We start from the raw sequence: 24,371 nt of genomic DNA, 5'->3' as shown, positions 1-24,371 counted from the left end.
TTGTGTCGCATAAGTGCATAAATTCCCCCAAAATATTATCGTGTGAAATGCCGAAATGTACCAACTCATGGGAATATGCAGCCTGCGTGACGCCGTGTGCCGCCACGCATCCCCCCTCGCCCGGCATCCCGCGTTTCTCGGTGCTGTGATTGGAATTCTTGCTGCACTCATGCAATCGCTCCTCATAACCGCAGGGGGTCCGGAGGCCTACGGGTTCTGCGTCGCGTGCCACACGCGTGACCTCGTGAACGGCATGACCAATATTCTCGCCGGGACTGCCCTCGCACTCGCACCAATCTCGAAGAATGCCGTCCTCCCCGTGATGAGCGTCGCCGGTGTCCTGATCGGTGCACACGTCTCCGCACGCGTCAACCGGGAGCACGTTGTGCGGAGAGGGAATGCGAGAGAGTACCTCGTCTCCTTCGCGGGGGGATTTTCCGTCTTCGTCCTCGCGATGCTCTTCGGGGGGTGTCCTTACCGGGCAGCGCTCCGGGCGGGCTACGGAGACTTCATCGCCCTGATCTTCATCGGGGCAATGGCCCTCGGTGTCATCGCGGGCACGGTCCTGCTGCTCAAGAAGGCCGAACGGGAGGCGTCCTGATGGCGGCCGGTCTCTTCCCGAGGGAGATCGCGGTCTACGCGGTGCCCGCGCTGACCCTCCTCCTCGGTATCCTCGCCGGGTACCTCGCCCAGCGCTCCGGTTTCTGCTCCATAGGGGGGTTCAGGGACTTCTTCCTCTTCCGCCACACGCGGATACTCTCGGGGTACGTCGCCCTGATCATCTTCTCGTTCCTCGGCTCCCTCGCCTTCTGGATCCTCACCCCCGCGGCAATGGAGCACTTCCCCTGGGCACTCACGAGCGGGTTCCTCGTCCCCGTGCCGGGAGCCCCCGCGGGGCTCGGCCCCGCAGCATCCCTCTTCCTGGCCGTGCTCTCCGGCTTCCTCGTCGGGTTTATCTGCGTCCTCCTCGGCGGGTGCCCCCTCCGTCAGGCCGTGATGGCGTCCGAGGGGAATTACAAGGCGGGGTTCTTCCTCCTCGGGATGTGTGTCGCGTCCCCTCTCTTCGCCGCCTTCATCTCGGGGTGGGTCGTCTCCCTCGCAAAAAGCCTTGGTCTGGGGGCATGATCCCCGTGCCGGCATCGACATTCCTCTTCTGTGAGTCCCTCTGCAGGGAACGCATGGAGTGGCTCGCGGGAGTGATCGGTGCGGCAGGAACGGGGGCACTCTCTCAGGACGGGGGGTGGTCTCTGAAGTTCTTCCTCACGGGCGATGCCCTCTACAGCCTCGCGGACGCCCGGACCCGTCCCGTCTGGGTCACCCTCTCGCGGATGCCCTCCCTTGAGGTCATCGTGGATGCAGACGAGCTCCGGCTGCACGGCCTCCACGGTTCCATATCCCCGGGTGCCGAGGAGGTCCGGGTGTCATGCCCCGACGGCCGTTTCCCCTTCTGGGGTGCACTCGTCTCCGCGATCGAGGATGAGTGGGCAGGGACGAGGGGTGCTGCGTTCCTCCTGTGCTATCCCCCCTACATGAGCAGGGTCCCGGTCTACATGCTCCGGTTCCTCTCCCGCGCCGTCGACGCGGGCCTGAACCCCGAGCTCTACTGCTACCTCGACGGCGTCCATGTCCTCCACGACGGGCAGCGCCCATCCGAGTTCGAGAACATCGGGAAGGGGGTCTCCGCCCTCTCCGCGCATACTGTCCAGTCCTGCCGGGACCCGTGGTTTTCGGCATGTTCGCGGTGCGCGACGGCGCGGGGGTACTACCAGCCGAATCCCGGGACGGGTTTCTGCGAGCCTGCGTCCTGCATCCAGGAGATCGAGATACGACCCCTGAACAAGATCCTCTCCCGTTTTTCCGCTTTCCACCCTATCGTTTCGCATATGGCGGGGTGGACCATACCCCCGGGGTGCGGGGGAGAGGGGGCCCCCCGCCTGACCGTGTTCATCACGCACACCCCGTACTGCTCCGAGTGGACGTTCGGGGGGCTCTCCCTCGCAATCGCCGCGGCCATGGATGGAATCGAGACGACCGTCATCTTCATCGAGGACGGCGTCTGTGCCCTGCACGGGACCCACGAAGTGCCCGATGGCGGGCGACTCTTCAATGTACAGGAAATGATCGCGGCCACGAACGACATCCCTGCCCTCTCCTACTTCGTGCACCTCCCCTCGGCACGCGAGAGGGGAGTCAGCACCGCGTGTTCGGGTGTCCGGGAGATCACGAACGAGGCACTGGCCGGGATCCTCTTCCCGAGGGACCCGGGTAATTCGAAAGGACCTGCCATGCGCGTTTTGTTCTTCTGAGTAGGGGGATTTGAATGGAGAATGACGGAGCGCACGATTTCACTGAACTGACATGCACCAACCTGATGATCACGCTGAAGATCCTGCTCGGCAAGCTCCGGGAGGGGGAGGCCGTGACGTTCTACGCGACACGCGAGCAGGTGGACAACACGTGCTCCCCCTTCTCGCGACAGGGGTACAAGGTCTCGTGGGACGAGATTGCCGAGAACCGGTTCCTGGTGAAAATGGGGAAGTGAAAGCTGTTCCCAGCCCGTCCGCGTCCAACCGGCCCGTCCCGGACACGCTCTGATCCCATCCCTTCCTGTCGTTCTCGGCAAATGCATTTTCGTCACGTCTGTGTGAACTCCCACAAACCCCGTGCGGGGAAGAGAGAGGGAGAGGGCAGGGGGATACGTGGAGTGTTCTCGAAAAATCGTTCGTCCAAAATCGTATCATCTCGCGGGGACAAGGGGTCCCGCATCATGTTCCCGCATCAAAACCGCTCGTCTTCTGACTGATCCCAAGCGAGATTCCGGCGTGAAAAGCCCCAGCCGTGATTTGAACACGGGACCTGCTGATTACAAGTCAGCCGCTCTGCCGGCTAAGCCACTGGGGCGCCATAGAATATTGCAGCCCGTTGCTGAAAAATGTGGCGCCGGGCGTCGAATGGCCCAACATCTCGCCCGTGGCCGTCCTGCCTCACGGCCCCTCCCGCCTCGCCCCCCGCTCCCAGAGGACCTCGCCCCGGTGGAGGATACGGACGATCCTGTGGTGGGGGATGTCCTTCGTCCCGGTCACCGTCGCCACCCGGAACGCGAAGGGCCCGACCGAGACGATCTCGCTCCCCGCCGCCCGGCTCACGTCCCCCGGGGCACCGCGGTCGACGTACCACACCTCGGCGTCGGCGAGGGAATACCGTGGATCGTGGAGGAGCCTGTGGAGGATCTCCCGGCTCCGCATCAGTGCCTGTCCTCCCCGCGGGGACGGCCCTGCCCGGCCACCTCCCTTTTCCACGCAGGACGCACTCCATACCCTCGACGGTGCCTTCCCCCGCGTTCGAATATCCTCGCGACCACTTCCCGCCGTCCCCCGTGCACCGCATCGCACCACCATGGATCTCGCGGGGAGAGGTGATACTCCCTCTGGTCCTCTCGACGGATTGCCCCCCGCCCACTGCCCGTGGGAGAGTGCACACCCGCCCCCCGAGGAGCCGCTCCGGCACCGTCCCGGCCTCCGCGAGACCGTATCCCCCAAGAAGGGGCGCGGGCACGCGAGCTTCCCCCCCCGGCCCACGGGGAACAAGTACTGGTATGTCCCGTGGGGACGGGCCCCCGCGAAGGCATAGACGTGCGTGCCGGTCTCCGGGTGGAACGCGGGAACGGCCGGCCCGGACGTCCGCACTGCACGGGCCGGGGACGTCGTACCCAACCGGAGTCGCGTCCCCCGGGAGGACATCCCACCGGGCGCTGAGGGGGGCAGGGGAAGGAGAGGGCGGCCTTGCGTCCTCGCGCGTGGCGCACCCCGCGGTGAGGAAGGTACACGCCGCACGAGATCAAATGCAGGCGAAGGATGGCCGGATGCCCCTAATTGAGAGTGAATTTCCCCCCGGGATACCTTCAATCCCGCGGTGATCCGCCGGCACGGGAGACATCTCCATCCGCGGGGAGGGCAACGACACTGCCGCTGTTCCCGCCCGACCCTCGCCCCCATCCAAAGGGATTTTCCGCCCGGAGGAGAGATCGGTACGAGACAATGGCCCATCTCACCGTCGACATCGGGGGACGCCCCGGTGTCGACTGCCGGGGGTTCTGCGAGTACTGCTACTTCAGGCACGTGAAGGAAACAGCCCCTTTGGGCTGCCGCTACTGTCCCCCCTACCGGAAAGGCTGCGACTACTGCAGCAGGAGCGTCCGCGAGTACTACAGGGGTTTTAGGGATCTCCGCGATATCGCCGACGACGTCCTCGTCCGGCTCCAGTCGATCCCGGACGAGGTGAGCCGCGTCACCGTGAGCGGCGGCGGGGACCCTAGCTGCTACCCCCGCTTCCGCGACCTCTTCGAACTCCTCTCGAGCATGGAGGCACCACTCCACATCGGGTACACGAGTGGCAAGGGCTTCGACGACCCCGGGATCGCGGACTTCCTCGTCGACGCGGGCCTCGCCGAGATCTCCTTCACGGTCTTCTCCGTCCGGCCGGAGCTGCGGAAGCGGTACATGCACGACCCGACACCGGGAGCATCCCTCGCCGTCCTCGAGAGGCTGTGCGAAAAGATCGACGTGTACGCTGCCTGCGTCGTTCTCCCGGGCGTCAACGACGGCCCCGTCCTCGAGGAGACGTGCGGGTGGCTCGAGGAGAGGGGTGCAAAGGGCCTCATCCTGATGCGGTTTGCGAACAGGGCGGACCAGGGGCTCATCCTCGGCAACGCGCCGATCATCCCCGGCCACCCCGTGCAGGAGGTCGGGGAGTTCCGCGACATGGTGACAGCCCTCTCGCGGAGGTGCAGGATGAAGGTGAGCGGGACGCCCCTCTGGGACCCCGCGATCGGCTCGCCGTTCGCCCTCGCATCCGAGCCGGAGCTCGTCGCGAAGCTCCCGCGCCTCACCGGGCGAGCGAGCATCGTCACGGGCAGGATTGCCGCCCCGTTCATCCGCTCCATCCTCTCGCAGTGCGGGGACGGGGCGCGGGTCGTCCCCGTCGAGAAGGACATCGCGTGCCTCATCACGGTCGATGACCTCCGGTCCCTCGACCCATCCGCGCTCGAACCCCTCGTCGTGATACCGGGCAGGGCGTTCGTCCACGACAGGGAGGCAGAAGCCGTCCTCTCGCGGGACGGGGTGAAAAGGACCGTCGTGAGGGGTCCCGAGACCCTCACCGCGGACGGCGAGACGAGCATGGGCATGGAGCGGAACGAGGTCCTCTCCCTCGAGATCGAGGCTTTCTCCGCGCTGATCCGGCTCGTCAACCGGTACGGGCAATCGCCCCCAAGTCCGCGATACCATTAAGAGCGTCCCGCCACCATTTTTAAGAAGCACTTCTCGTAGTGCTGGCAGATGTAAGTCCGACGTGCGGGGAATGCCCTGCACCGGCCCGCGGCGCGGGCCTCCTGGGATTACAGGGAGCCAGCCAATGGCTCTTTTCGGATTTACATTTGGGTATCTCGGAGGTGACGGAAAGACTATGGCAAGGATACACGCGCGGCGGAAGGGACACTCGGGGTCGGTCCGGCCGTTCAGGAAGGAGCCCCCGTCGTGGGCGAACCGCGATGTCGCGGCCATCGAGAAGCTCATCGTCGACATGCGCAGGGAAGGCCTCTCCGCGAGCCAGATCGGGATGATCCTTCGCGACCGCCACGGGGTCCCCGACGTGAAACTCGTCACGGGGAAGCGGATCGGGCAGATCCTCAGGGAGAACGGACTGGAGTCCGAGATCCCCGAGGACCTCCGCAACCTCATCGCGAAGGCACTCGGGCTGCGCAAGCACGTGGCCGCGAACAAGAACGACCTGCACAATAAGAGGCAGCTCCAGCTCACGGAGTCGAAGGTCCGGCGCCTCGTCAAGTACTACACGCGCACGGGCCGCCTGCCGAAGGACTGGAGCTACAAGCCGGAGAGCGCCGAGATCCTGCTGTCGCGGTAACGTCGCATGACCCTCGCGGAGGCTGCAGCACGCCTCGCCGGGCACCTCGCCCGGCAGGAGTTCGTGGAGGTGTACGCGCACCACGACGCCGACGGCATCGCCGCTGGCGCCATCGTCTGCACGGCGCTCTACAGGCGCGGGATACGGTTCAGGCTCCGCGCCGTCCCCCACGTGAGCCCCGCGGCACTCCCGCAGGAGACGCCGACGCTCCTCTGCGATCTCGGGTCCGGGATGGCCGACCTCCCGGAGGACGTCATGGTGGTCGACCACCACATCCCCCGGTTCCGCGGCGACCTCCACGTCAACCCCCGGCTCCACGGGATCGACGGGGAACGCGAGCTCTCCTCCGCGGGGACCGCGTTCCTCGTCGCGCAGTCCCTCGGGGAAAACCGCGACCTTTCGGGCCTCGTGATGCTCGGCATCATCGGCGACCGGCAGGAGCTTTCCGGGCAGAACCTCGCCATCTTCAACGATGCCGTGGCCCTCGGCCTCGTCTCGCCGGGAAAGGGGCTCCTCCTCTCGGGGAGGGATGATCACGAGCGGCTCTACGCGGCACTCAACCCCTACCTCCACGAGGTGAGCGGGAACGAGGAGGCGGTCTCCGACATCCTCGAGAAGGCTGCAGCCGACGGGGAAGTCTCGCTCGCGAGGCTCCTCTCGCTGCTCGTCATCAGGGTGGCGCCCTACGCGCCGGCCGAGACCCTCGAGTCCGTGTACGGGGACTGCTACAGCCTCGAGCGCGAGGTCATCCCGGACGCCCACACGCTCACCGCGGTGGTCGACGCCTGCGGGAAGTCCGGCCGGGGGGGTCTTGCCGCCTCTCTCTGCCTGCGGTCTGCCGCCTGCCTCGACGAGGCGTTCGGCTGCGCGGTGGAGCACAGGCTCAGGGTGATCGGCGCCCTCGCGGCAGCGCTCCGGGGCGGCGACAGGGGCGGCCTCGTGGAGGTGGACGACCCCTCGCTCGCGAGCGACGTCGCGGATGCACTCGCAAGGGACGTCGAGTGCAGGGACCCGGTCGTCGCCGTCGCATCGAGGGTGGACGAGCTCGCGTTCGTCTCGGTACGGGCGGCACGGGGCCGCGACGTCGAGCTCGGCGAGCACGTCCACAGCGCGGCGGTCCAGGTGGGAGGATTCGGGGGCGGCCACGCGCGGAGGGCGGGGGCGACGGTCCCCGCCGCGAGGCTCCCCCAGTTCGTGGACGCGCTGCGGAGGGCGGTGGCCGCGTGATGGAGATCGAGGGGGAGATAAGGACCCGGCACGAACGGGCCGCCTGCGTCGCCGCGGCCCTCTCGCCGGACAACCTCCTGTCGATGCGGACGCACTGCCGCGACGGGTTCGTGGTGACGGAGATTCGGGGAACGTCGCTCCGGTCCGTGATCGCGTCGGTGGACGACTACCTGATGAACCTCGCGATCGCGGAGGAGATCTGCAGGCTCGTCCCGGGATGCGAGAGGAAAAGCGGCGATCCACCCGGGGGAGCGGAGTTGCCGAAAACCTGCACAGGGAAACTGGTGAGAGAATGGTGAAGAAGAAACAATCAGGAAGGAGAGTCGAAGGCTGGAAAGCCAAGAGCTGGTACAAGGTGTTCGCACCGGAAGTCCTCGGGAAGACCTACATCGGGGACACGATCGCAAACGACCCGCAGAACGTGGTCGGGCGCGTGATGCAGACGACGCTCGGGGAGATCATCAACGACTACGCGAAGCAGAACGTGAAGATGCGGTTCAAGATCGCGCAGGTGGCGGGCGACTCGGCCTACACCGAGTTCGTGGGGCACGAGGTGACCCGGGACTACCTCCGGTCGATGATCAAGAGGCGTACGTCGCGCATCGACTGCCACATCCCCATCGTCACGAAGGACGGGAAGAACATCGCCCTCACCGTCACGTGCTTCACGCTCACGCGCGCAAACCTCTCCCAGGTCCACGAGATAAGGAGCACCATCACCCAGCTCGTGCGAAAGATGGCCTCGGAGGCCGACATGAACGGGATCGTGAGCATGATCGTGAACGGCGACTTCTCCCGCGAGGCATTCAAGGCGGTAAAGCCGATCTTCCCGGTCCGGCGGGTCGAGGTGATAAAGTCCAAGCTCGTGGCCGCGAAGGTCACGTGAGAGTGCGGCGGGCAGCGCCCAATCCACCTTCCCCCCGTTTTCCGTGGCCACCCCGCGCCCGCCCCGCGGGAAGGTGAAACATATGTGGGGCGGGGTACTACATTCCCTCCAGATGACGGCGCGCAAGATCCTCTTCCTCGTCCTCGACGGCCTCTCCGACCGCCCCTGCCCGGAGCTCGGGAACAGGACTCCCCTCCAGGCGGCCCTCACCCCGGTCCTCGACGGGATCGCGCGCGAGGGCATCTGCGGCATCATGGACACGATCGCCCCCGGGATCAGGCCGGGGTCGGACACGGCGCACCTGAGCCTCCTCGGCTACGACCCGCGGAGATACTACACGGGGAGGGGGCCGCTCGAGGCGGAGGGCTGCGGGATCCGGATGGAACCGGGGATGATCGGTTTCCGGTGCAACTACGCGACCCTCGACGCGGAGGGCCGCGTCGTCGACCGTCGGGCGGGCAGGATACACGGGACGGAGCCGCTCTCCCGGGCGGTGGAGGAGGGGGTCGACCTCTCCGGACTCGGCATCCAGTTCTCCTTCCGCTCCGGCGCGGGGCACAGGGCTGCCCTCGCGTTCCGCGGCGAGGGGCTCGGGGTCTCCGTCACCTCGAACGACCCCAAGAAGGAGGGCGTCGCCCCCCTCCCCTTCGGGGCGAAGACAGGGGACGACGCGGACCGGAGGACGGCCGCCGCCCTCGCGGAGTTCGTCCGGCAGGCGGAGGGGATCCTCCGCGACCACCCGATCAACAGGGAGCGGGCGGCGCGGGGACTGCCGCCCGCAAACACCATCCTCGTGCGGGGCGCGGGGAGGATGGGGCACTTCGAGCCGTTCCGCGAGAAGTACGGGCTCTCGGGGAGCGTGATTTCCGCGGCCGCGCTGATCGCGGGGATAGGGACGGCCGTAGGGCTCACGCGCATCGACGTCCCGGGAGCGACGGGCTCGGTCGACACCGACATCCACGCGAAGGTCAGGGCCGCAAAGGATGCCCTCGCGTCGGTGGACTTCGTCCTCCTCAACGTCAAGGGCGCGGACGAGGCCGGGCACGACGGCGACTCGCGGGCCAAGATGGCATTCATCGAGAGGGTAGACAGCGCGCTCGCGCCCATCGCGCGGCTGCCCGGCACCCTCCTCGTCGTCTGCGCCGACCATTCCACGCCGTGCGCCGTCCGGGACCACAGCGCCGACCCCGTCCCGGTCGCCATCGCGGGGGAGGGCGTGAGGACAGACAGGGTGACGGCGTTCGACGAGATATCGTGCGCGGAGGGGGCCCTCCACAGGATACGCGGCCTTGACCTCTTGCCCATCCTCCTCGACCTCCTCGACCGCGCACCGAAGTACGGGGCCTGATTCCGCCATGGAGAACGTTTCACGAGAACCCCGGACCCTCCTCGAACGCGTGATGGAACTCCCCGGCCTCCGCTGCATCGAGCCCACGTTCTCCGACCTCACGGACGACGCGTACACAGTATGGCTCGAGAACGTCCCCGCGGACGAGTCGAGGATGCTCGTCGACGAGGACGAAGACCCCCTCGCCATCGCCTTCCACACGGGCGATGGGTGGGTGATGGGCTCGTTCCACCTGCGGGAGCCGACGCTCGCCCTCGTCGAGCACTTCGAGGAGTTCCCGGGGGAGATATTCCAGGAGCAGAGGGCGGTCTTCGAGGATGCCGTGAGGGAGTACTACAGCCTCGACCTTGCACGGAACGTGACGCCCGCGCTCGAGGACCTCAACCCCGACCGCGTCGCGGAGGCAAGGGACCTCCTCGCGGAGTACTGGGAGGGGAGGGCGTTCTCCTCCTGCCTCGACTCGTGCTGCGGGTCGGGACTAGGGTCCCTCCTCCTCAGGGAGAGGGGGATCATCCCCCTCGCCTACGACAACGACCCTTCTCTCCTCTCCCTCGGCCTCTCGCGGGGGAGGCTGCTGCCCGAGAGGACGATGTGCATCGACGGGTGCCTCGCGGAGCACTACTGCGGGCGGGCGGACGCGGGACTCGGCCTCATGTTCGGGGAGATCAACACGTTCAACGAGGGGACGTGGGAGGCAATCACCGATGCCCTCCTCGCCCTCGCGGACTACTGCCTGATCACGGTCGGGACGAGGCGCGAGGCAGAGCTCCTCGGGTCCTGGGGGGAGAGCCGCGGTTTTGCGGCGGGCATCTCCGAGAACCCCCGCGACCCCATCTACGACAGGTGGGTCTGCGAGCTCGAGAGGGGCTGAGAGAGGGGGGCGGGATCACCCCTTCACCCGTGGCCGGCCTCCGGCCGCCAGAGCCGGTGGGGAACCCGTATCTCGAACCGCGCCTCCCTCCCCGGCGTGCCCGTCTCGCGGACGGAGATCCCGGTGGCCGCGAGGATCTCGCGCACGAGGAAGAGGCCGAGGCCCGTGTTCTTCCCGTACTTGTACTCGAATATCCGCTCCTTCTCCTCCCCGGGGATACCGACGCCGTCGTCCTCCCACGCGACGAGGAGGTCGTCGCCGTCCCTCCCGCAGGAGACCCGCACCGCCGTGAGGCCGGGCCCGGCATGGCGCAGCGAGTTGTCGAGGAGGTTCTCGAATACCTTGGGGAGGAGGGGACTCGCGAAGACCTCGGCGTGACTTTGACCCCTCTCGAACCGGATTCTCGCCGGCACCGCGATTCCCCCGAGGATCCCGTCGAGGGGCTGCCACGCGGGCTCCTGCTGCCCCAGTCTCTCGTACTCCCTCGTGAACTGGATCTGCCGGCTGATGCGGTCGATCACTTCCCCGAGCCTCGCCCGGCAGGCCCACTGCCCTTCGGGAGTTTCCCCTTCCATCATCTCGAGGAGTCCCCTCGCGGCCATCACGCTGTTCTGGATGTCGTGCCGCGTGATCCGGGAGAGGAGCGAGAGCTCGCGGTTTGCCCTCTTGAGGGCTTCCCGTACGTTCTTTTCCTCCGTGATGTCCTGGAAGGTCCCGTGGACCCCCGAGATGGAGCCGTCCGCGCCGCGGACCGGCCCGCCGACTGCCCTCGCCCATATCTTCACCCCGTCTGCCCGGACCATCTCGAGCTCGAGGTCGTAGGATTCGCCGTCGCGCGCGGCTCTCCCGACGGCCCGCGCGAAGGTCTCGTAACCCTCCGGGGTGAAGAACCGCGGGAGGTCCGCGGGAGGGGGAGCGGGGACCCCCGGGTCCCACCCGAGGATCTCGCGCAGCTCGGGGGACCACGTGACCCTCTCCTCCCGGAGGCCGTATTCCCAGAATCCCACGCGCGAGAGGCGGATGGTATCGCGCAGCCTCTTTTCTGCGACGACCTTTTCCCTCTCGGCGAGGACACTCTCGGTGATGTCCTCAAAGACGGTCGCGAAGTGGTTCTTTGCCGGGCTGTAGACAGAGATCCGGAAGTGGCGCCGGAGGGGCGGGTAATACGCCTCGAACGAGCACGGGATCCCGCTCTCTGCCACCTCCGCGTAGGTCCCGAGGAACGGCGGCGTGTCGACGCCGTATGCCTCGCAGGAGAGCTTCCCGACGACGTCTTCCCGCCGGAGCCCGAGAATCCTCTCGAAGGCCTGGTTCACGGCGAGGATCCTGTACTCGGCAGGCCTCCCCTCCCCGTCGCAAACGAGCCGGTGGAGGGCGAGCCCCTCGTGCATCGCCTCGAAGAGCTGGCGGAACCTCCTCTCGCTCCCCTCGAGGCGCCTGTGGCTCCTCTCTACCTCGGCGAGGTTCTGCCGGAGTTCCTCGCCTCCCGCCGCCAATACCCCGTACGCTCGCTGGAGTTCCTCGTTCTTCCTGACCAGCTCCGCTTCGGCCGCCTTCCACGTTGAGATGTCGCGGATGGACTCTATCGCGCCGATGATCCGGCCCCCCGTGTCGCGGAGGGTCGTCGCGATCCCCCAGAGGTACGCACCCTCTCCACCCCCGAGGTGGGGGATGAACGTCTCCGCGACGAGGCTGTCGCCTTCCCTCCTCACGTACGCGTACTTCCCCCGTATCTCCCCGTCATCCCGCAGGGCGAGGTCGATGAGGATGGGGCGCCGCTCCCCGTAGAACGGGAGGGAATACTCGAAGTCTCCCTTCCCGAGGATCTCGCGTGCCCCGATCCCCGTCATCTTCTCCATCGCGCGGTTCCAGATGATGACCCGCCCCCCCGTGTCGATGGCAAACGTCGCGTCGGGGAGGAAATCGACGATCTGGCGGAGCCTCTCTTCCTGCTCCCTCCTTGCCTCCCGTTCCACGTGGAGCTCGTGGGCGAGGGTGATCTTCCGCTCCAGCTCCGCGAACTGGGCCCGGACGTCCCCGCCCTTCTGGACGTAGAAATCGGCACCGCTCTCGAACGCGGAGACGGCGACCTCCTCCCGGCCCTTCCCGGTGAAGATGATGAACGGGACATCGAGTCCCAGTTCCCTGATCGCCCGAAGGAACCCGATCCCGTCCATCCCGGGCATCTGGTAGTCGGACACCACGACATCGTAGCGGTGCTGCGCGATCATCTCGAGGCCCTCCGCGGCGGAGACCGCGGTATCCACGGATATCTGCCGGGTATGCTCGAGGAGGTGTTTCGTGACGTCGAGCAGCGAGGGCTCGTCGTCCACGTAGAGGACAGAGATCATGGGACTCCCGCAGCGGTGGGGAAGGATATCGTGCCGGATGTATTTAAAGGGTGGGGCGATCCCGCAGGGCTACTCCCCCTTCCCCCGCTTCCCCGCCTTCCTCCCCTCCCTCTCCGCCTCCCGCCTCCTCTCGCTCTCGGCACAGGCGAGTTCCGCCACGATGTCGAGGGGATCGGAGACCTCCGCCGCGAGCCTCCGGATCTCGGCGAGGCGCTCGACCCCGATGAAGTGCTCTGCCATCACGCGGGCGAGGGGGGAGAGGACGACCCTCCCGTCCTCGACCGAGACGAGGCCCTTCTCCACGAGGAGGTCGAGGACCGGTTCCATGGATCCCACCATGGTCGCGTTGATCCTCTCGAGGTCAGAGAGCCTCCCCCCGCACACGACGGCGTTCGCCACGTACTCTTCCGAGCTCTGCTCGACGTCGTGCTCGGGAGCGACCTCCTCCATCTCCCCCCGCAGGAGCTTCATCGCGACCTCCTCTTCTGTCATCGACCCCGCCCGCGAGTAGGACGCACCGGGCTCCGCGAGGACCACGACCTTCCCGAGGTCGTGGAAGTCGGGCCTCCCCGCCCTCCCCGACATCTGGGAGAACTCCTGCACCGTGAGCCAGTTGATGCCCATCGCGAGCGAGTCGAAGATGACCTGCGATGCGGGGAAGTCGACGCCTGCCCCGAGCGCCGCGGTGGTGACGACGGCCTTGATCTTCCCCGAGAGGAACCGGGCCTCGATCTCGCGTTTCTCCTGCGTGGAGAGCCCGGCGTGGTACGCGGCGTAGCCGGGGCCGAGGGCATCGGCGATCACGTGCGTCCTCGCCCGGGAGTTCGTGAAGACGATCGACTGCCCGTGGTAGCCCTTCGAGGAGACGTGCGCGTACTCCTGCGCGCAGAGCCGCTTTATCGTCGGGATCTTCTGCCTGTTCTCGGTGAAGAGGAGGTACCGCTCGAGCGGGACGGGCCGGTCGTCGTACCGGACGAGGGTCGCCCCGAGCTTCTTCGCGAGGGCCTTGGGGACACCGACAGTCGCGGAGAGATACAGGAACTGGGCCCGCGGGAAGAGGTACTTGAGCCGGGCGATCAGCCCGTCGAGCCTGTGGCCGCGCTCGGGGTCGACGAGCGTCTGGACCTCGTCGATGACGACGGTCCCGATGGGCGGGAGGCGCCCGCCGGTGCGGATGAAGTGGTCCACCCCCTCGTAGGTCCCCACCACGAGCGGGGCCCTGATGTTCCTGTCCCCGACGGGCCGGTTCTCGGGGATGTTGATCCGGGCCTGCCCGACGAGGAGCCCGACGCCCGCGATCTTCCCGTAACGCTCCTCGAACCGCTGGTACTTCTGGACGGCGAGGGCGACGAGCGGGACGAGGAAGAGGCAGTGCCCGCGCCCCTCGAGGAAGTTCTTCAGTCCCGCCATCTCGCCGATGAACGTCTTCCCGCTCGCAGTTGCCGAGACGATGAGGAGGTGCCTGCCGTGGAGGAGGCCTGCGTCGACTGCCATCTGCTGGACGGGCATGAGCCTCTCGACGCCGGACGCCTCCACGAACTCGCGGGGGAGGGGGAGCTCGACGAGGGCCTGCGTCTCCTGCACGGGGTGCGCCTCGAGCCGGTCGAAGAGGGCCTGGGATATCCGGGACTTTCCGGGCCGGACCGACGCGAGGACCTTCTCGACGTCCCGGAGCGACGCGAGGAGCTCCTCGAGATGGCCGAGCGCGCTCCGCCCGACCTTCCCCATCGCGGCGAGCTCCCTGCGCAACTCCCGCTTTCCGCACTCGAAGCAGATGCGCTCGCCCGTCGTGTACCGGACGCTGTCCTTCCGCGAGAGGGGGGTCACCCTGTCCTCCATCAGGCAGATCCGGCAGACCTCCGCGTGGGAGTAGGGGATCTGGAAGTCGCGGAGGAACCCCTCGAAGACCTCGTCCTCCCTCGCGAGGTACACCGAGCCCTTCCGGAGCGAGACCACGAGCTCCTTTGAGGGTGTGTGCCGGAACTGCTTCTTCTCCCCCCAGCGGAGCCTGTACCTCCCCGGCCGGAAACCCTTCTCCGTCTCCTCGATCTCGGCGATCCCCGTGGCGACGACCTTCAGGTTGTCGAGGAAGAGGATCCTGTAATCACCCTTCTGGGGCACGACGAGGATGTTCATGGGGTCGAGAGGTCGTGGATCGTGTAGGAGAGCCCTGCTGCCTCCAGTCTCTTCAGGAAATCCGTGAATTCCTCGTCCACGATGACGATGACGCAGTCAAGGCCGTGGAATGCCGCCTCGATCACTCCCTCGCGGGCGCCGAAGAACATGTCGGGCTTCCTCCCGACCTTCTCGAGGGCGACGTACGCCTCGAGCCCGACCGCCGCGACGACCTTTACGTCCCGAACGAGCCCGGCGAGGGCATCTCTCTCCACGCGCTGGGAACCCCCCTTCTCGACGCGGGGGACCTTGCAGACGTGGACGACGCCCTCGGTGTGGTCGATGAGGCCCGAGAGGCGGGCGACGCCCACGTCCTCCCCGGCGCGGGCATCCCGCGTCACGGTCCCCATCGCGCTCCTCGGCTCGCGGGACGCGTAGAGGAAGCCGTCCTGCATGTACACGCCGACCCGCTCCCCTTCCTCGAGATCGGTCGCCGCGAGTGCCGTCCACGTGGAGACCTGCTGGATCACGTCCCTCCGGATGTGGCGGGCGTACGCTTCGAGCGTCTCTGCCTGCGCGAGGACCCACTCTATCCCGGACCTCGTCACGGTGTAGTGGCCCCTCCCGTGGGCCGTGACCATCCCCTCGTCGGTGAGTTCCCTTATGTACTCCGAGACCGCCTGCGGCGTCACGCCCATCTTCCTCGCGATCTCCTGCTGGCGGATCGCCGGCTGGTGCTCCGCGATCTCGACGAGGATCTGGAGCCTCGTGACCTCCCTCTTGCTGCGCAGGAGTGCCGAGAGGGGGTCAGTGTCGCTCGCCGTCAAGGAGGACCAGCCCCTGCCCCTTCAGGTCGAGGTGGGGGATGCGCTTCGCAAGCCCCCTGATGAAGATCGGGTTGACCCCGAACTTCCGCGCGATGTCGTTGATCGAGGTGTTCCCGGACCGGAGTTCTCCCTCCACCTTCTCCACGAGTTCCCTCAAGTACTCGTCGTTGGAGACCGCCACGAAGAGGAGATCGGCGAGATCGGAGAAATTGCACTGGAAACTCGCCCTGAACTTGTTGTACGTCGCCCTGTACTCCTTGGACGGCTTCTGGCCGGGGACCGGCATCCTCCACTTCTCCTCCACGAGACTCCCTTTTTTGAGGATGGCGAGGCAACTGCTCACGTCTTCCCCCGGGACACGGGCACAGAGCTCCTCTTCCGTCATCCACGCGTGCGTCAGGAGGTCGTAGATCTTCTTGTACGTCGCGTTGTGAAAAGTGATGAGGAGGGGGACGAGGTCGACGGGATCGTTGACTATCCTTATGTGCCCGGTCACTGCGAAAACCCTACCTATTATATGGCTCGGGAAATCAATAAATCTTTGTTTGAACGGCACGCGCAGGAGTGGACGGATTAAAATCCGCGGAATCGTGCAGGGGGTGGGTTTCCGGCCATTCGTGTATGCCGCCGCGACGAGGCTCGGGATCGTCGGCTCCGTGCAGAACAGGGGGAGCGAGGTCGAGATCCGGGCCTGCGGCGAGAGGTTCGAGGAGTTCCTCGAGGCCGTCTCGCGGGGACCCCCGATGGCCCGGGTCGACAGCGTGGAGGTCCTCCCCGATCCCGGCCCGTTCCCGGGTTCCTTCTCCATCATCGAGAGCGACAGGGGCTCGCTCTCCGGCATGATCCCGCCCGACATCGCGACGTGCGACGAGTGCCTCTCCGACATCTTCTCGCCGGGGGGGAGGTACGAGGGTTACTGGTGCACCTCGTGCGTCAACTGCGGTCCCCGCTACAGCATCATCCGCGACCTCCCCTACGACAGGGAGAGGACGTCCATGGCCGCGTTCCCCCCGTGTCCCGCCTGTGCCGCCGAGTACAGCGACTCCGCGAGCAGGAGGCACCACGCCCAGACGATCGCGTGCGCAGCCTGCGGGCCGTCCCTGCGGCTCCTCGACTCCGCGGGAAACGAGGTCCCCGCAAAGGACGTCGTCCGCGAGACCGCGAGGCTCCTTGACGCGGGCGCGATCGTGGCGATCAGGGGCGTGGGGGGCTTCCACCTCGCGTGCACGGAAGAGATCGCGGGCGAGCTGAAGCGCCGGCTCGGCAGGCAGGAGCAGCCGTTTGCCGTCATGGTGAGGCCCGATTACGTCGGGCGGATCGCGGTCGTCTCCCCCGAGGAGCTCGGGCTCCTCCGCGGCCACGAGCGGCCGATCGTCGTCCTCGAGAAGAGGGATCCCGACGCGCACGCGGCGATCTCGAACCTCCACACGATCGGGTGCATGTTCCCGTACACGGGCCTCCACGCCCTCCTCTTCTCGTACCTCTCCCACCCCCTCCTCATCATGACGAGCGCAAACCTCCCGGGCTACCCGATGATCACGGAGATAGATGCCGCGATGGCAAAGCTCCACGGGCACGCCGACTTCTTCCTCACCCACGACCGCGCGATCGTGAACCGCTGCGACGACTCGGTCGTCAGGGACGGCTTCATCATCCGACTCTCCCGGGGGTACGCGCCCAAGCGGACCCGCATCGACCTCGGGGAGAGGTCGATCCTCGCGGTCGGCCCGGAGCTGAACGTGAACGTGACGGTGTACCGTGACGGGTTCACCACGACCTCCCCCCACGTGGGGAACGTGCGCAACCCCCAGACCTACGCGTACCTGAAGGAGACGGTCGCGACCCTGTGCAGGCTCCTTGGGGAGGGGTTCGAGGTCGTCGCCCACGACGCCCACCCCCGGTTCCTCTCGACCCGCCACGCGCGGGAGCTCGCTGACCGGTGGGGCGCGGCACCCGTGCCCGTCCAGCACCACGAGGCCCACATCGCGGCTGCCACGCGGGAGGAGTGCGTGGGGATCGCGATCGACGGGGTCGGGTACGGGACGGACGGGACTGTCTGGGGGGGAGAGGTCTTCGCGGGGTCGCCCGCGGGCTACGAGAGGGTCGCGCACCTCGAGCAGGTCCCGATGCCCGGCGGGGACCTCGCCACCCGGTTCCCCGAGAGGATGCTCTACGGGATCTGCCCCTGCCCCGAGGTCGCGAAGATCCTCGCCTCGCGGGGCTGGACCGACTTCGAGATCGGTGTCCTCGAGGCGCAGCTCTCTCGGAACGTGAACGTCGTCCTCACGTCGAGCACGGGGAGGGTCCTCGATGCCGTCTCCGCCCTGCTCGGGGTCTGCCGCGAGAGGACGTACGACGGCGAGCCGGCCATGAAACTCGAGTCGTTCGCCGCGGGGGGGAGGGCCGTCCCGTGGGACCTCTCCTACGAGAAGTCGGGGGGCAGGGAGGTCCTCTCCACGCGGGCGCTCGTGCGGCGTGCGCTCCTCGAGGCGGGGAGGGCGAGGGACAGGGACGATCTCCGGTCGGTCGCCGCGTCGTTCCAGTTCAACCTCGCGAGGGGGATCGCGGGTCTCGCCGTCCACGCCGCGGAGGAGAGGGGGATCCCGCTCGTCGTCCTCTCCGGCGGCGTCGCGTACAACAAGGCCATCCGCGAGACCATCCGGGCCGAGGTGACCCGCGCGGGGCTCGCCTTCTCGATGAACCGGGAGTTCCCGCTCGGCGACGGGTGCATCTCGTTTGGCCAGTGCATCGTCGCCGCGGAGCGCGCCGCGGGGGACTGACAAGGGGAAGGGCCGCCCCCCGGGAAAAGATATAAGGGAAAAAAAGGTGCGGGCTAGAAGAAGAACTTCTCGGGCGCAAGGACGATGAACGGGAGGACGGTCGTCTTCCCCGCCTCTATCCTCACCGTCCGGACGCTCGTCTTGTACCCCTGCTTCACGAGCCTGAGCTCGTGGTCACCCGCGGGGATCCCGGTGATCGTCGCGGGCGTGGTTCCCCGCGGCTGGCTGTCGAGGAAGATCGCGGTACCGGACGGGAACGTCGTGACCTTGAGTGCACCCGTCCCGGCCGTTCCCGTCGGCGTGGGGGTGGGCGAGGTCGCTGTCAGCGTGGCCGTGGCCGTGGCCGTCGCGGTCCTCGTCGCGGTCGCGGTGGCCGTCGGGATCCCCGTGGGGAACGTCGTCACGACAGGCATCGACCGGGTGAAGATGATGAGCGGCAGGCTCTTGTGCTCGCCGGGAGCGAGCGTCACCACCGTCGTGTAGTCCCTGTAACCGGGGTACGTGGCGGTGAGGGTGTGCGTCCCGGGCGCGACGGGGTAGTCCTGGAGGGGGGTCGTCCCGACACTCGTCCCGTCGATGGAGACCGAACCCCCCAGCGGGTACGAGAAGACCGTGATGTACGCGGGTTCCTGCGGGGGCACCGTCGTCGGGGATGCCGTCGTCACCGTGGTCGCGGGGGTCGTCGTCGGAACCGTGGTGGGGGGTGTGGTTGTCACGGTCGTTGCCGGTATCGTCGTCGGGACCGTCGTCGGGAGTGCCGTGGTCGGGACGGTCGTCGTCGGGACCGTGGTGGGTGGTGCCGTCGTCACGGTCGTTGCCGGCGTCGTCGTCGGGACCGTCGTCGGCGTGCCGCCGACCGTGATCGTCCCCGGGACGATCGTGGGGGTGATTGGGCTCCCCGGCCCGTCGGGGTCCATCTGCCGGACGGAGAGCGTGAGGACGGTCGATCCCGCCGCCTTGCCCCTGACCGTGAGGGAGACGAGCGTCACGTTCCTCGCACCCGCCGAGACGCCGAGGGAGAGGTCACTCGTGCGGAGGGAGACCTCCGCCGCCGGGAGGGGCGAGTGGGCGCTCAGCCCGGCCCACGCGGGGAACGAGACCCCCGTGATCTCCGCGACCGCGGGGTCGGAGACGGATGCGTTCATGATGTAGCCGGAGAGCCCGTCGGGGAAGTAGTCGGCGACGACCGAGACGTTCACGCTCGCGCCGGCCGCGGGGATCGCGGCCGATATCACGGTGACCGTCGTTGCCGTCGCGGGGACGGCGAGGATGCAGGCGAGGACCACGAACACCCCGAGCCCGAACAATGTTCTCGTTTCCATTTCTCTCACCCTTAGACCATCGTGAAGAGGATGTACAGGTCGTCGAAGTCGATGCGGCCGTTCCCGTTGTAGTCGAAGAGGACCACGGGCTCGTTCTCCTGTATCCACTCGAGGTACAGGAAGTACTGGACGACGTCGTCGAAGTCGATGCGGCCGTTCCCGTTCACGTCCCAGAAGACCCCGTCGTGGAACGGGTCGGTGGGCGGGTTCGCGTGCCCCGGCAGGGGCAGGAGGACGACCACCTGGACAGCCGCCACGTTGACCCACGTGTGGATGGGGTCCCCCGTGTCCGTGTCGAACTGCGTGACGGTCACGTTGAGGATCGTTGCCATCGGGGTCCTGCCCGTGCAGTTGAAGAGCGCGAGGTCGACGTCCGTCGCGCCGGGCCTGATGACATCGTCGATGTCCGACGCCTTCACCCAGATCGAGGGCGCGGGAACCGTCCCGTTGAGGACGAAGCTCTGGTTGAGCCACGCCGGCCTCGAGAACGTCACGATGTCTGCCGCGGACGCGTTTGCAAAGGAGATCGTGACGTTGTACCCGGAGAGCCCCCTGTCCGTCCTCTCGAGCACGAGCCTCATTCCGGTGGTCGCGTTCGTGGGGATGACGACGGACGAGGGGACGAACGTGAGGTTCACCGTCGTCGCGTTGCCCTGCACGTAGATGTACCGCGCCCTCGTCTTCGTGCTCGTCCCGAACTCGTTGCCGACCGTGAGCGAGACCGTGTAGTTCCCGGCGGAGAGGTACGTGTGGTTGAACGTGAGGTTGCTCGTCCTGTTCTCCGTCTGGCCATCGCCGAATGTCCAGAACCACCACGCGGGGAACCCCGTCGAGAGGTCCGTGAACGTCACGTTGAGCGGCTCGACGCCGATCACGGGGTCTGCCGTGAAGTTCGCGACGGGGACCTCGCCGACCCTGATGTAGTCGACCCGGGAGAGCGTGCTGTCGCCGTGGATATTCCCTACGGTCAGGTTCACGGTGTAGTTCCCCGCCGCCGTGTAGACGTGGACAGGATTCTGGGCGGTCCCGTTGGGAGACCCGTCGCCGAAGGTCCAGTTCCACGTGGAGACCGCGGGGATCGCCGTGGAGAGGTCCGTGAACTGGACGGCGAGCGGCGCGATGCCGAACGTCACGTTCGCGGTGAAGTTCGCGGCCGGGACGTCACCCGCCTCGACGAGGGCGTACTTCGTCGTGCTGTTGCTCCCGCACTCGTTCGTCGCGGTCAGCGTGACGTTGTAGAGCCCGGGGACGTTATACGTCCAGTTGGGGTGCTGGTCCGCACTGTAGTTCCCGTCGCCGAAGCTCCAGTTCCACGCGATTGGCGCGTCGTTCGTGAGGTCCGTGAAGTTCACGTCGAAGGGGACCTTCCCCTGGCAGAAGGAGCACTCCGTGCCCGAGACGTTCGCGGAGAAGTTCACGATGAGCGGGGCACAGACCTGGATGTAGTGGTACTTGCCCATGTGGCTGCTGCCCTCGCTGTTGCTCACCGTGAGGTTGACCGTCCAATTCCCGGTGTAGTAGGTATGGCTCGGGTGCTGCTGCGTGGAGGTGTTGCCGTCGCCGAGGAGCCACAGCCACGATGTCGGTTCGCCGGTCGAGAGGTCGGTGAAGTTGACGCGGAGGGGCGGGAGGCCCTTGATGAGGGTGTAATTCTCGACGCCGTTGGCCTCGGCCGTGAAGTTCGCGGTCGGCGGGACGGACGTGATGCGGGCGACGAACGCGTCCGATACCCCGCCGAAGTTGGCCTGGACCGCGTTCTTCACCGGGAAGTTGGGCGACTCGGACCAGCCCACGACCGTCGCGTTGGAGTCCCAAAGGGCGATCCCCATCGCCCTGTCGTCGAGCCGGCCGCCGAGGAACGTCGAGTACACGAGGGCCGTCCCGTTGGGGAAGAACCGCGTGACGAACGCGTCGTACGTGTACGCGGTGAGGGAGGACTGGACCGCGTTCTTCACCGGGAAGTCGAGGGAGTCCGTGTACCCTGCCACGAAGATGGTGCCGCCCGCGTCGAGCGCGATGCCCTTGCCTTCCTCGACGAGCGACCCGCCGAGGAAGGTCGAGAAGTTGAGGGTGTTGCCCGCCGGGTTGAACTTCGTGAGGAAGGCGTCCTGGAGGCCTTTCAGGTTGATCTGGAACGTGGAGCCTATCGGCCCCTTCGGGAAGTCCATCGAGCGCGTGAAACCTGTCACGTAGGCTGCTCCCGCCGCGTCCACCGCGATCGCGTTCCCGCACTCCTCGGCAGAACCGCCGTGGTACGTCGAGAAGACGGTATCGTTCGCATCGGGCGTGAGGCGGGTCACGAACGCGTCCTGCGAGCCGAAGAGGTACCTCTGCCTCCACGATTTCACCGGGAAGTCGCTCGACTGGGTGAACCCGGTCACGTAGATGTCGTCCGTGGCGGGTCCTACCGCGATGCCGAATGCCTTGTCGGCCCTGCTCCCCCCGAGGTACGTGGAGAATTCGAGCGCGGAGACCGAGCCATCGTACGAGACGCCGGACACGAACGCGTCCCACGTCCCGTTCAGCACCGGGTCGTACGCCCCCGGGACTATCGGGAAGTCGGGCGACCCCGTGTACCCCGCGAGGACGGCAAACCCGGTGCTGTTGAGCGCGATCGCCTGGCCGATGTCCGTCAGGTTCCCGCCGAGGAACGAGGAGAACTCGAGGTCCTCCCCCTCGGGGGTCAGCACAGAGATGAAGGCGTCCGCGTCGGAGCAGAACGTGCAGCCCGCGCTCTTGTTCTCCTGGAACGCCCTCACGACCGGGTAATCAGGGGAGAGCGTGTAGCCCGTGACGTACGCGTACCCCGACCCGTTCACCGCGATGCCATGCCCGACGTCGTCGTAGTACCCGCCGATGTACGTCGAGTAGTTGAGGGTGAGCCCGTCCGGTTCAATCTTCGCGACGAAGACGTCGAGGCCGCCCTTCGGGACCTCCTGGTACCGCGGTTTCCACGAGGGGAACGGGAAATTGATCGACTGGGTGCCGCCCGTCACGTACGTGCTCCCGGACGAATCGACGGCGACGGCAAAGCCCCTGTCCTCCCATTCACCTCCAAGGTACGTGGAGAAGTCAAGGGTCGGGTCGATCACGAGGGGGAGGGAGGGATCGTGCGGTCCCACCGCGAAGCCGACCACCGAGTCGCCGGAGAGAACGTAGCGGCACGGGACGGGGATTTTCACCCCCCCTCGCTCCTGGTAGCAGGCCGGTGCGGCTTCCCTGATCGTCCCGGCGGGTGTCGCGATGACGAGGTCACCAGCCATGTCCACGGAGAGGGACTCCTGGCCGGAATACCGGAACCGGATGGCGGCGGGGTCGACTCCCGGCGCGAGGACGATGTCGCGCTTGAGGACTCCCTGCGTGCCGTAGTAGACGATGTCCACGCCGGGCAGGACGTTCCTGTACGCGACCCTCGCGTACGTCGGTGCATTCCTCACCCAGCGTGCGGGATCGTTCCCGACGAGGAAGTTCGCGGTCCCGCCGAGTCTCTCCTCGCCCGCGATCACCGCCGCCGGGGATTGCCCCTCGAGGGCGATCGTGACGGCCGACGGCGGGTCTTCTTTCTCCCCGACCGTGCACACCACCGAGTCCTGCAGGAACGCGATTGCGTGCGTGGGGGTATTCGCGTGGTAGAGGATGCTCCCGTCCACCTGTCCCTCGTTCTGGATGAAGACGAGCGGCAGGCCCGACACGTCGACTGACGGGACGGTTACTGCCGATGTCGGCATCACGGCGAGGACGAGGAGGACAACTGCAATGACAGGTATCGATACATCTCTATTGCTCGATCTCATGGATTTCGCCTCCATTTGGGCCCGGACGTGGCAGGCTGCCCGCGGGAGATCGCCCTATCCACCGGCGGGATCGCTCCCGCGGGCCGCGTGGACCTCCATGACGGGGAAATGGGTGGAGTCTGACCAGATTCCTTTTTAACCCCTCTCTTTTCCATGTTTATAAACATTTCCCACGAGCGGCCGGATTTTTCCCTTTTTTCCACGGTGGGGACGCGAGCGACGGGCGCTCACGTCCAACCGGGACGCCGGGGAGACAGGGTGATTCCCCGTCCCCGCGAGATCGCGGCACGGACGGCATTTTCTCCCCGCTTGGGTGGAAAAAGGGTCGGATTTCCTGTTTTTTGCCGATATATTTATCTCAAGGGATGACAAAAATTGGGAAAAACCCCAGGTGAATCATATGATGCTTGCAAATGCCGCAATCGGTCTCGTGCAGCTGATAATTGCCATCATCCTGGCAGTTGTCGCGCTCTACATCGGGTTTTCCGTCTTCTCCCGCGTGACGAAGGGACTTGAGGAGCAGAAGGAGCTTGCCAAGGGGAACGCCGCGGTGGGTATCATCATCGCGTCGATATTCTTCGCCATCGCGCTCGTCGTTCAGTCGGGGATCTCGGGCATCTCGGTCGGGATCTCCAAGGCGCTCGAGGTCGGGATCCTCTCGATGGACGGGATGGTCGCCGTCGGCGTCGCCTTCATCCAGCTCGTCCTCGGGATAGTCCTCGCGATCGCTGCGATCTACCTCGCCCTCAACATCCTCGACAAGCTCACGAAGGGCGTCGAGGAGTTCGAGGAGATCAAGAAGGGCAACGTAGCGGTCGCGCTGGAGATGGCCGGGGTCATCATCGCGACGGCCGTCATCATCCAGTCCGGTGTCATTGGGATCACGAACGCCCTCGTCTGAACGCCGTTCCCGCGGCGACGTGGAAAA

General features: G+C 66.7%; 20 protein-coding genes and 1 tRNA gene. 13 read left to right on the top strand and 8 right to left on the bottom strand.

Going from position 1 to position 24,371, the window contains the following annotated elements; translation table 11 throughout:
- Positions 1-67: 67 nt before the first annotated feature.
- The 4 genes from QFX32_05335 to QFX32_05320 are packed head-to-tail and all read left to right on the top strand — an operon-like array spanning position 68 to position 2,542.
- A complete protein-coding gene (locus tag QFX32_05335) occupies positions 68-601 on the top strand; it encodes a YeeE/YedE thiosulfate transporter family protein (protein MDI9633465.1) in 534 nt (177 codons plus the stop codon).
- Complete coding sequence (locus tag QFX32_05330; protein ID MDI9633464.1) at positions 601-1,125, top strand: YeeE/YedE thiosulfate transporter family protein; 525 nt, start codon at positions 601-603, stop codon at positions 1,123-1,125. The genes QFX32_05335 and QFX32_05330 overlap by 1 nt, the downstream gene beginning before the upstream one ends.
- On the top strand, positions 1,122-2,306 hold the full coding sequence (locus QFX32_05325; GenBank protein MDI9633463.1) for a hypothetical protein: 1,185 nt from the start codon (positions 1,122-1,124) through the stop codon (positions 2,304-2,306). The genes QFX32_05330 and QFX32_05325 overlap by 4 nt, the downstream gene beginning before the upstream one ends.
- Positions 2,307-2,320: 14 nt before the next feature.
- Entirely contained in the window at positions 2,321-2,542 is a 222-nt protein-coding gene (locus tag QFX32_05320; GenBank protein ID MDI9633462.1) for a hypothetical protein, read from the top strand.
- 286 nt (positions 2,543-2,828) lie between these two features.
- Here QFX32_05320 and QFX32_05315 read toward each other — a convergent pair.
- Positions 2,829-2,901, bottom strand: a tRNA-Thr gene (locus tag QFX32_05315).
- A gap of 83 nt (positions 2,902-2,984) precedes the next feature.
- The gene (locus QFX32_05310) at positions 2,985-3,299 is read right to left on the bottom strand and encodes a DUF504 domain-containing protein (GenBank protein MDI9633461.1); all 315 of its coding nucleotides are present in this window, start codon (positions 3,297-3,299) and stop codon (positions 2,985-2,987) included.
- Positions 3,300-4,037: 738 nt separating this feature from the next.
- Here QFX32_05310 and mmp10 point away from each other — a divergent pair.
- The 7 genes from mmp10 (at position 4,038) to QFX32_05275 (ending at position 10,254) form a co-directional block, all read left to right on the top strand.
- The gene (gene mmp10 / locus QFX32_05305; GenBank protein MDI9633460.1) at positions 4,038-5,288 is read left to right on the top strand and encodes a methyl coenzyme M reductase-arginine methyltransferase Mmp10; all 1,251 of its coding nucleotides are present in this window, start codon (positions 4,038-4,040) and stop codon (positions 5,286-5,288) included.
- A gap of 175 nt (positions 5,289-5,463) precedes the next feature.
- The gene (locus QFX32_05300; GenBank protein ID MDI9633459.1) at positions 5,464-5,922 is read left to right on the top strand and encodes a 30S ribosomal protein S15; all 459 of its coding nucleotides are present in this window, start codon (positions 5,464-5,466) and stop codon (positions 5,920-5,922) included.
- Positions 5,923-5,928: 6 nt separating this feature from the next.
- Positions 5,929-7,149 (top strand): DHH family phosphoesterase, encoded by a 1,221-nt coding sequence (locus QFX32_05295; protein MDI9633458.1) that lies wholly within the window; start codon positions 5,929-5,931, stop codon positions 7,147-7,149.
- Positions 7,149-7,448: a KEOPS complex subunit Pcc1 gene (locus QFX32_05290; protein MDI9633457.1), complete on the top strand. Its 300-nt coding sequence runs from the start codon at positions 7,149-7,151 to the stop codon at positions 7,446-7,448. Before QFX32_05295 ends, QFX32_05290 begins: the two co-directional genes overlap by 1 nt.
- Positions 7,442-8,035 (top strand): 30S ribosomal protein S3ae, encoded by a 594-nt coding sequence (locus QFX32_05285; GenBank protein MDI9633456.1) that lies wholly within the window; start codon positions 7,442-7,444, stop codon positions 8,033-8,035. The genes QFX32_05290 and QFX32_05285 overlap by 7 nt, the downstream gene beginning before the upstream one ends.
- 82 nt (positions 8,036-8,117) lie before the next feature.
- A complete protein-coding gene (locus QFX32_05280; protein ID MDI9633455.1) occupies positions 8,118-9,383 on the top strand; it encodes a 2,3-bisphosphoglycerate-independent phosphoglycerate mutase in 1,266 nt (421 codons plus the stop codon).
- A gap of 52 nt (positions 9,384-9,435) precedes the next feature.
- Positions 9,436-10,254, top strand: a complete 819-nt coding sequence (locus QFX32_05275; GenBank protein MDI9633454.1) for a hypothetical protein — start codon at positions 9,436-9,438, stop codon at positions 10,252-10,254.
- 23 nt (positions 10,255-10,277) lie between these two features.
- Here the strand turns inward: QFX32_05275 and QFX32_05270 are convergent, their stop codons facing one another.
- The 4 genes from QFX32_05270 to QFX32_05255 form a co-directional block, all read right to left on the bottom strand.
- A complete protein-coding gene (locus QFX32_05270; GenBank protein ID MDI9633453.1) occupies positions 10,278-12,605 on the bottom strand; it encodes a PAS domain S-box protein in 2,328 nt (775 codons plus the stop codon).
- 69 nt (positions 12,606-12,674) lie between these two features.
- The gene (locus QFX32_05265; GenBank protein ID MDI9633452.1) at positions 12,675-14,741 is read right to left on the bottom strand and encodes a DEAD/DEAH box helicase; all 2,067 of its coding nucleotides are present in this window, start codon (positions 14,739-14,741) and stop codon (positions 12,675-12,677) included.
- Complete coding sequence (locus tag QFX32_05260; GenBank protein ID MDI9633451.1) at positions 14,738-15,547, bottom strand: winged helix-turn-helix transcriptional regulator; 810 nt, start codon at positions 15,545-15,547, stop codon at positions 14,738-14,740. The genes QFX32_05265 and QFX32_05260 overlap by 4 nt, the downstream gene beginning before the upstream one ends.
- Positions 15,528-16,043, bottom strand: coding sequence for an ArsR family transcriptional regulator (locus QFX32_05255; protein ID MDI9633450.1), 516 nt, complete (start codon positions 16,041-16,043; stop codon positions 15,528-15,530). Before QFX32_05255 ends, QFX32_05260 begins: the two co-directional genes overlap by 20 nt.
- A 49-nt stretch (positions 16,044-16,092) precedes the next feature.
- On the opposite strand from QFX32_05255, the gene hypF reads away from it, so the two are divergent.
- Positions 16,093-18,327 carry a carbamoyltransferase HypF gene (gene hypF / locus QFX32_05250; GenBank protein ID MDI9633449.1) on the top strand — a complete coding sequence of 745 codons (2,235 nt, stop codon included), beginning with the start codon at positions 16,093-16,095 and terminating at the stop codon, positions 18,325-18,327.
- Positions 18,328-18,380: 53 nt separating this feature from the next.
- Here hypF and QFX32_05245 read toward each other — a convergent pair whose 3' ends face one another.
- A complete protein-coding gene (locus QFX32_05245) occupies positions 18,381-19,649 on the bottom strand; it encodes a PEGA domain-containing protein (GenBank protein MDI9633448.1) in 1,269 nt (422 codons plus the stop codon).
- A gap of 11 nt (positions 19,650-19,660) precedes the next feature.
- Complete coding sequence (locus QFX32_05240) at positions 19,661-23,443, bottom strand: PKD domain-containing protein (protein ID MDI9633447.1); 3,783 nt, start codon at positions 23,441-23,443, stop codon at positions 19,661-19,663.
- A 403-nt stretch (positions 23,444-23,846) separates the two neighbouring features.
- Here QFX32_05240 and QFX32_05235 point away from each other — a divergent pair, with 403 nt between their 5' ends.
- Positions 23,847-24,344, top strand: a complete 498-nt coding sequence (locus tag QFX32_05235) for a DUF350 domain-containing protein (GenBank protein MDI9633446.1) — start codon at positions 23,847-23,849, stop codon at positions 24,342-24,344.
- The last annotated feature ends 27 nt before the right edge of the window (positions 24,345-24,371 follow it).

The sequence above is a fragment of the Methanolinea sp. genome (assembly GCA_030055515.1).
Lineage (GTDB): Archaea > Halobacteriota > Methanomicrobia > Methanomicrobiales > Methanospirillaceae > Methanolinea_A.
Note: the sequence above shows the minus strand (reverse complement) of the source record. Positions and strands in the feature narration are given on the sequence as shown.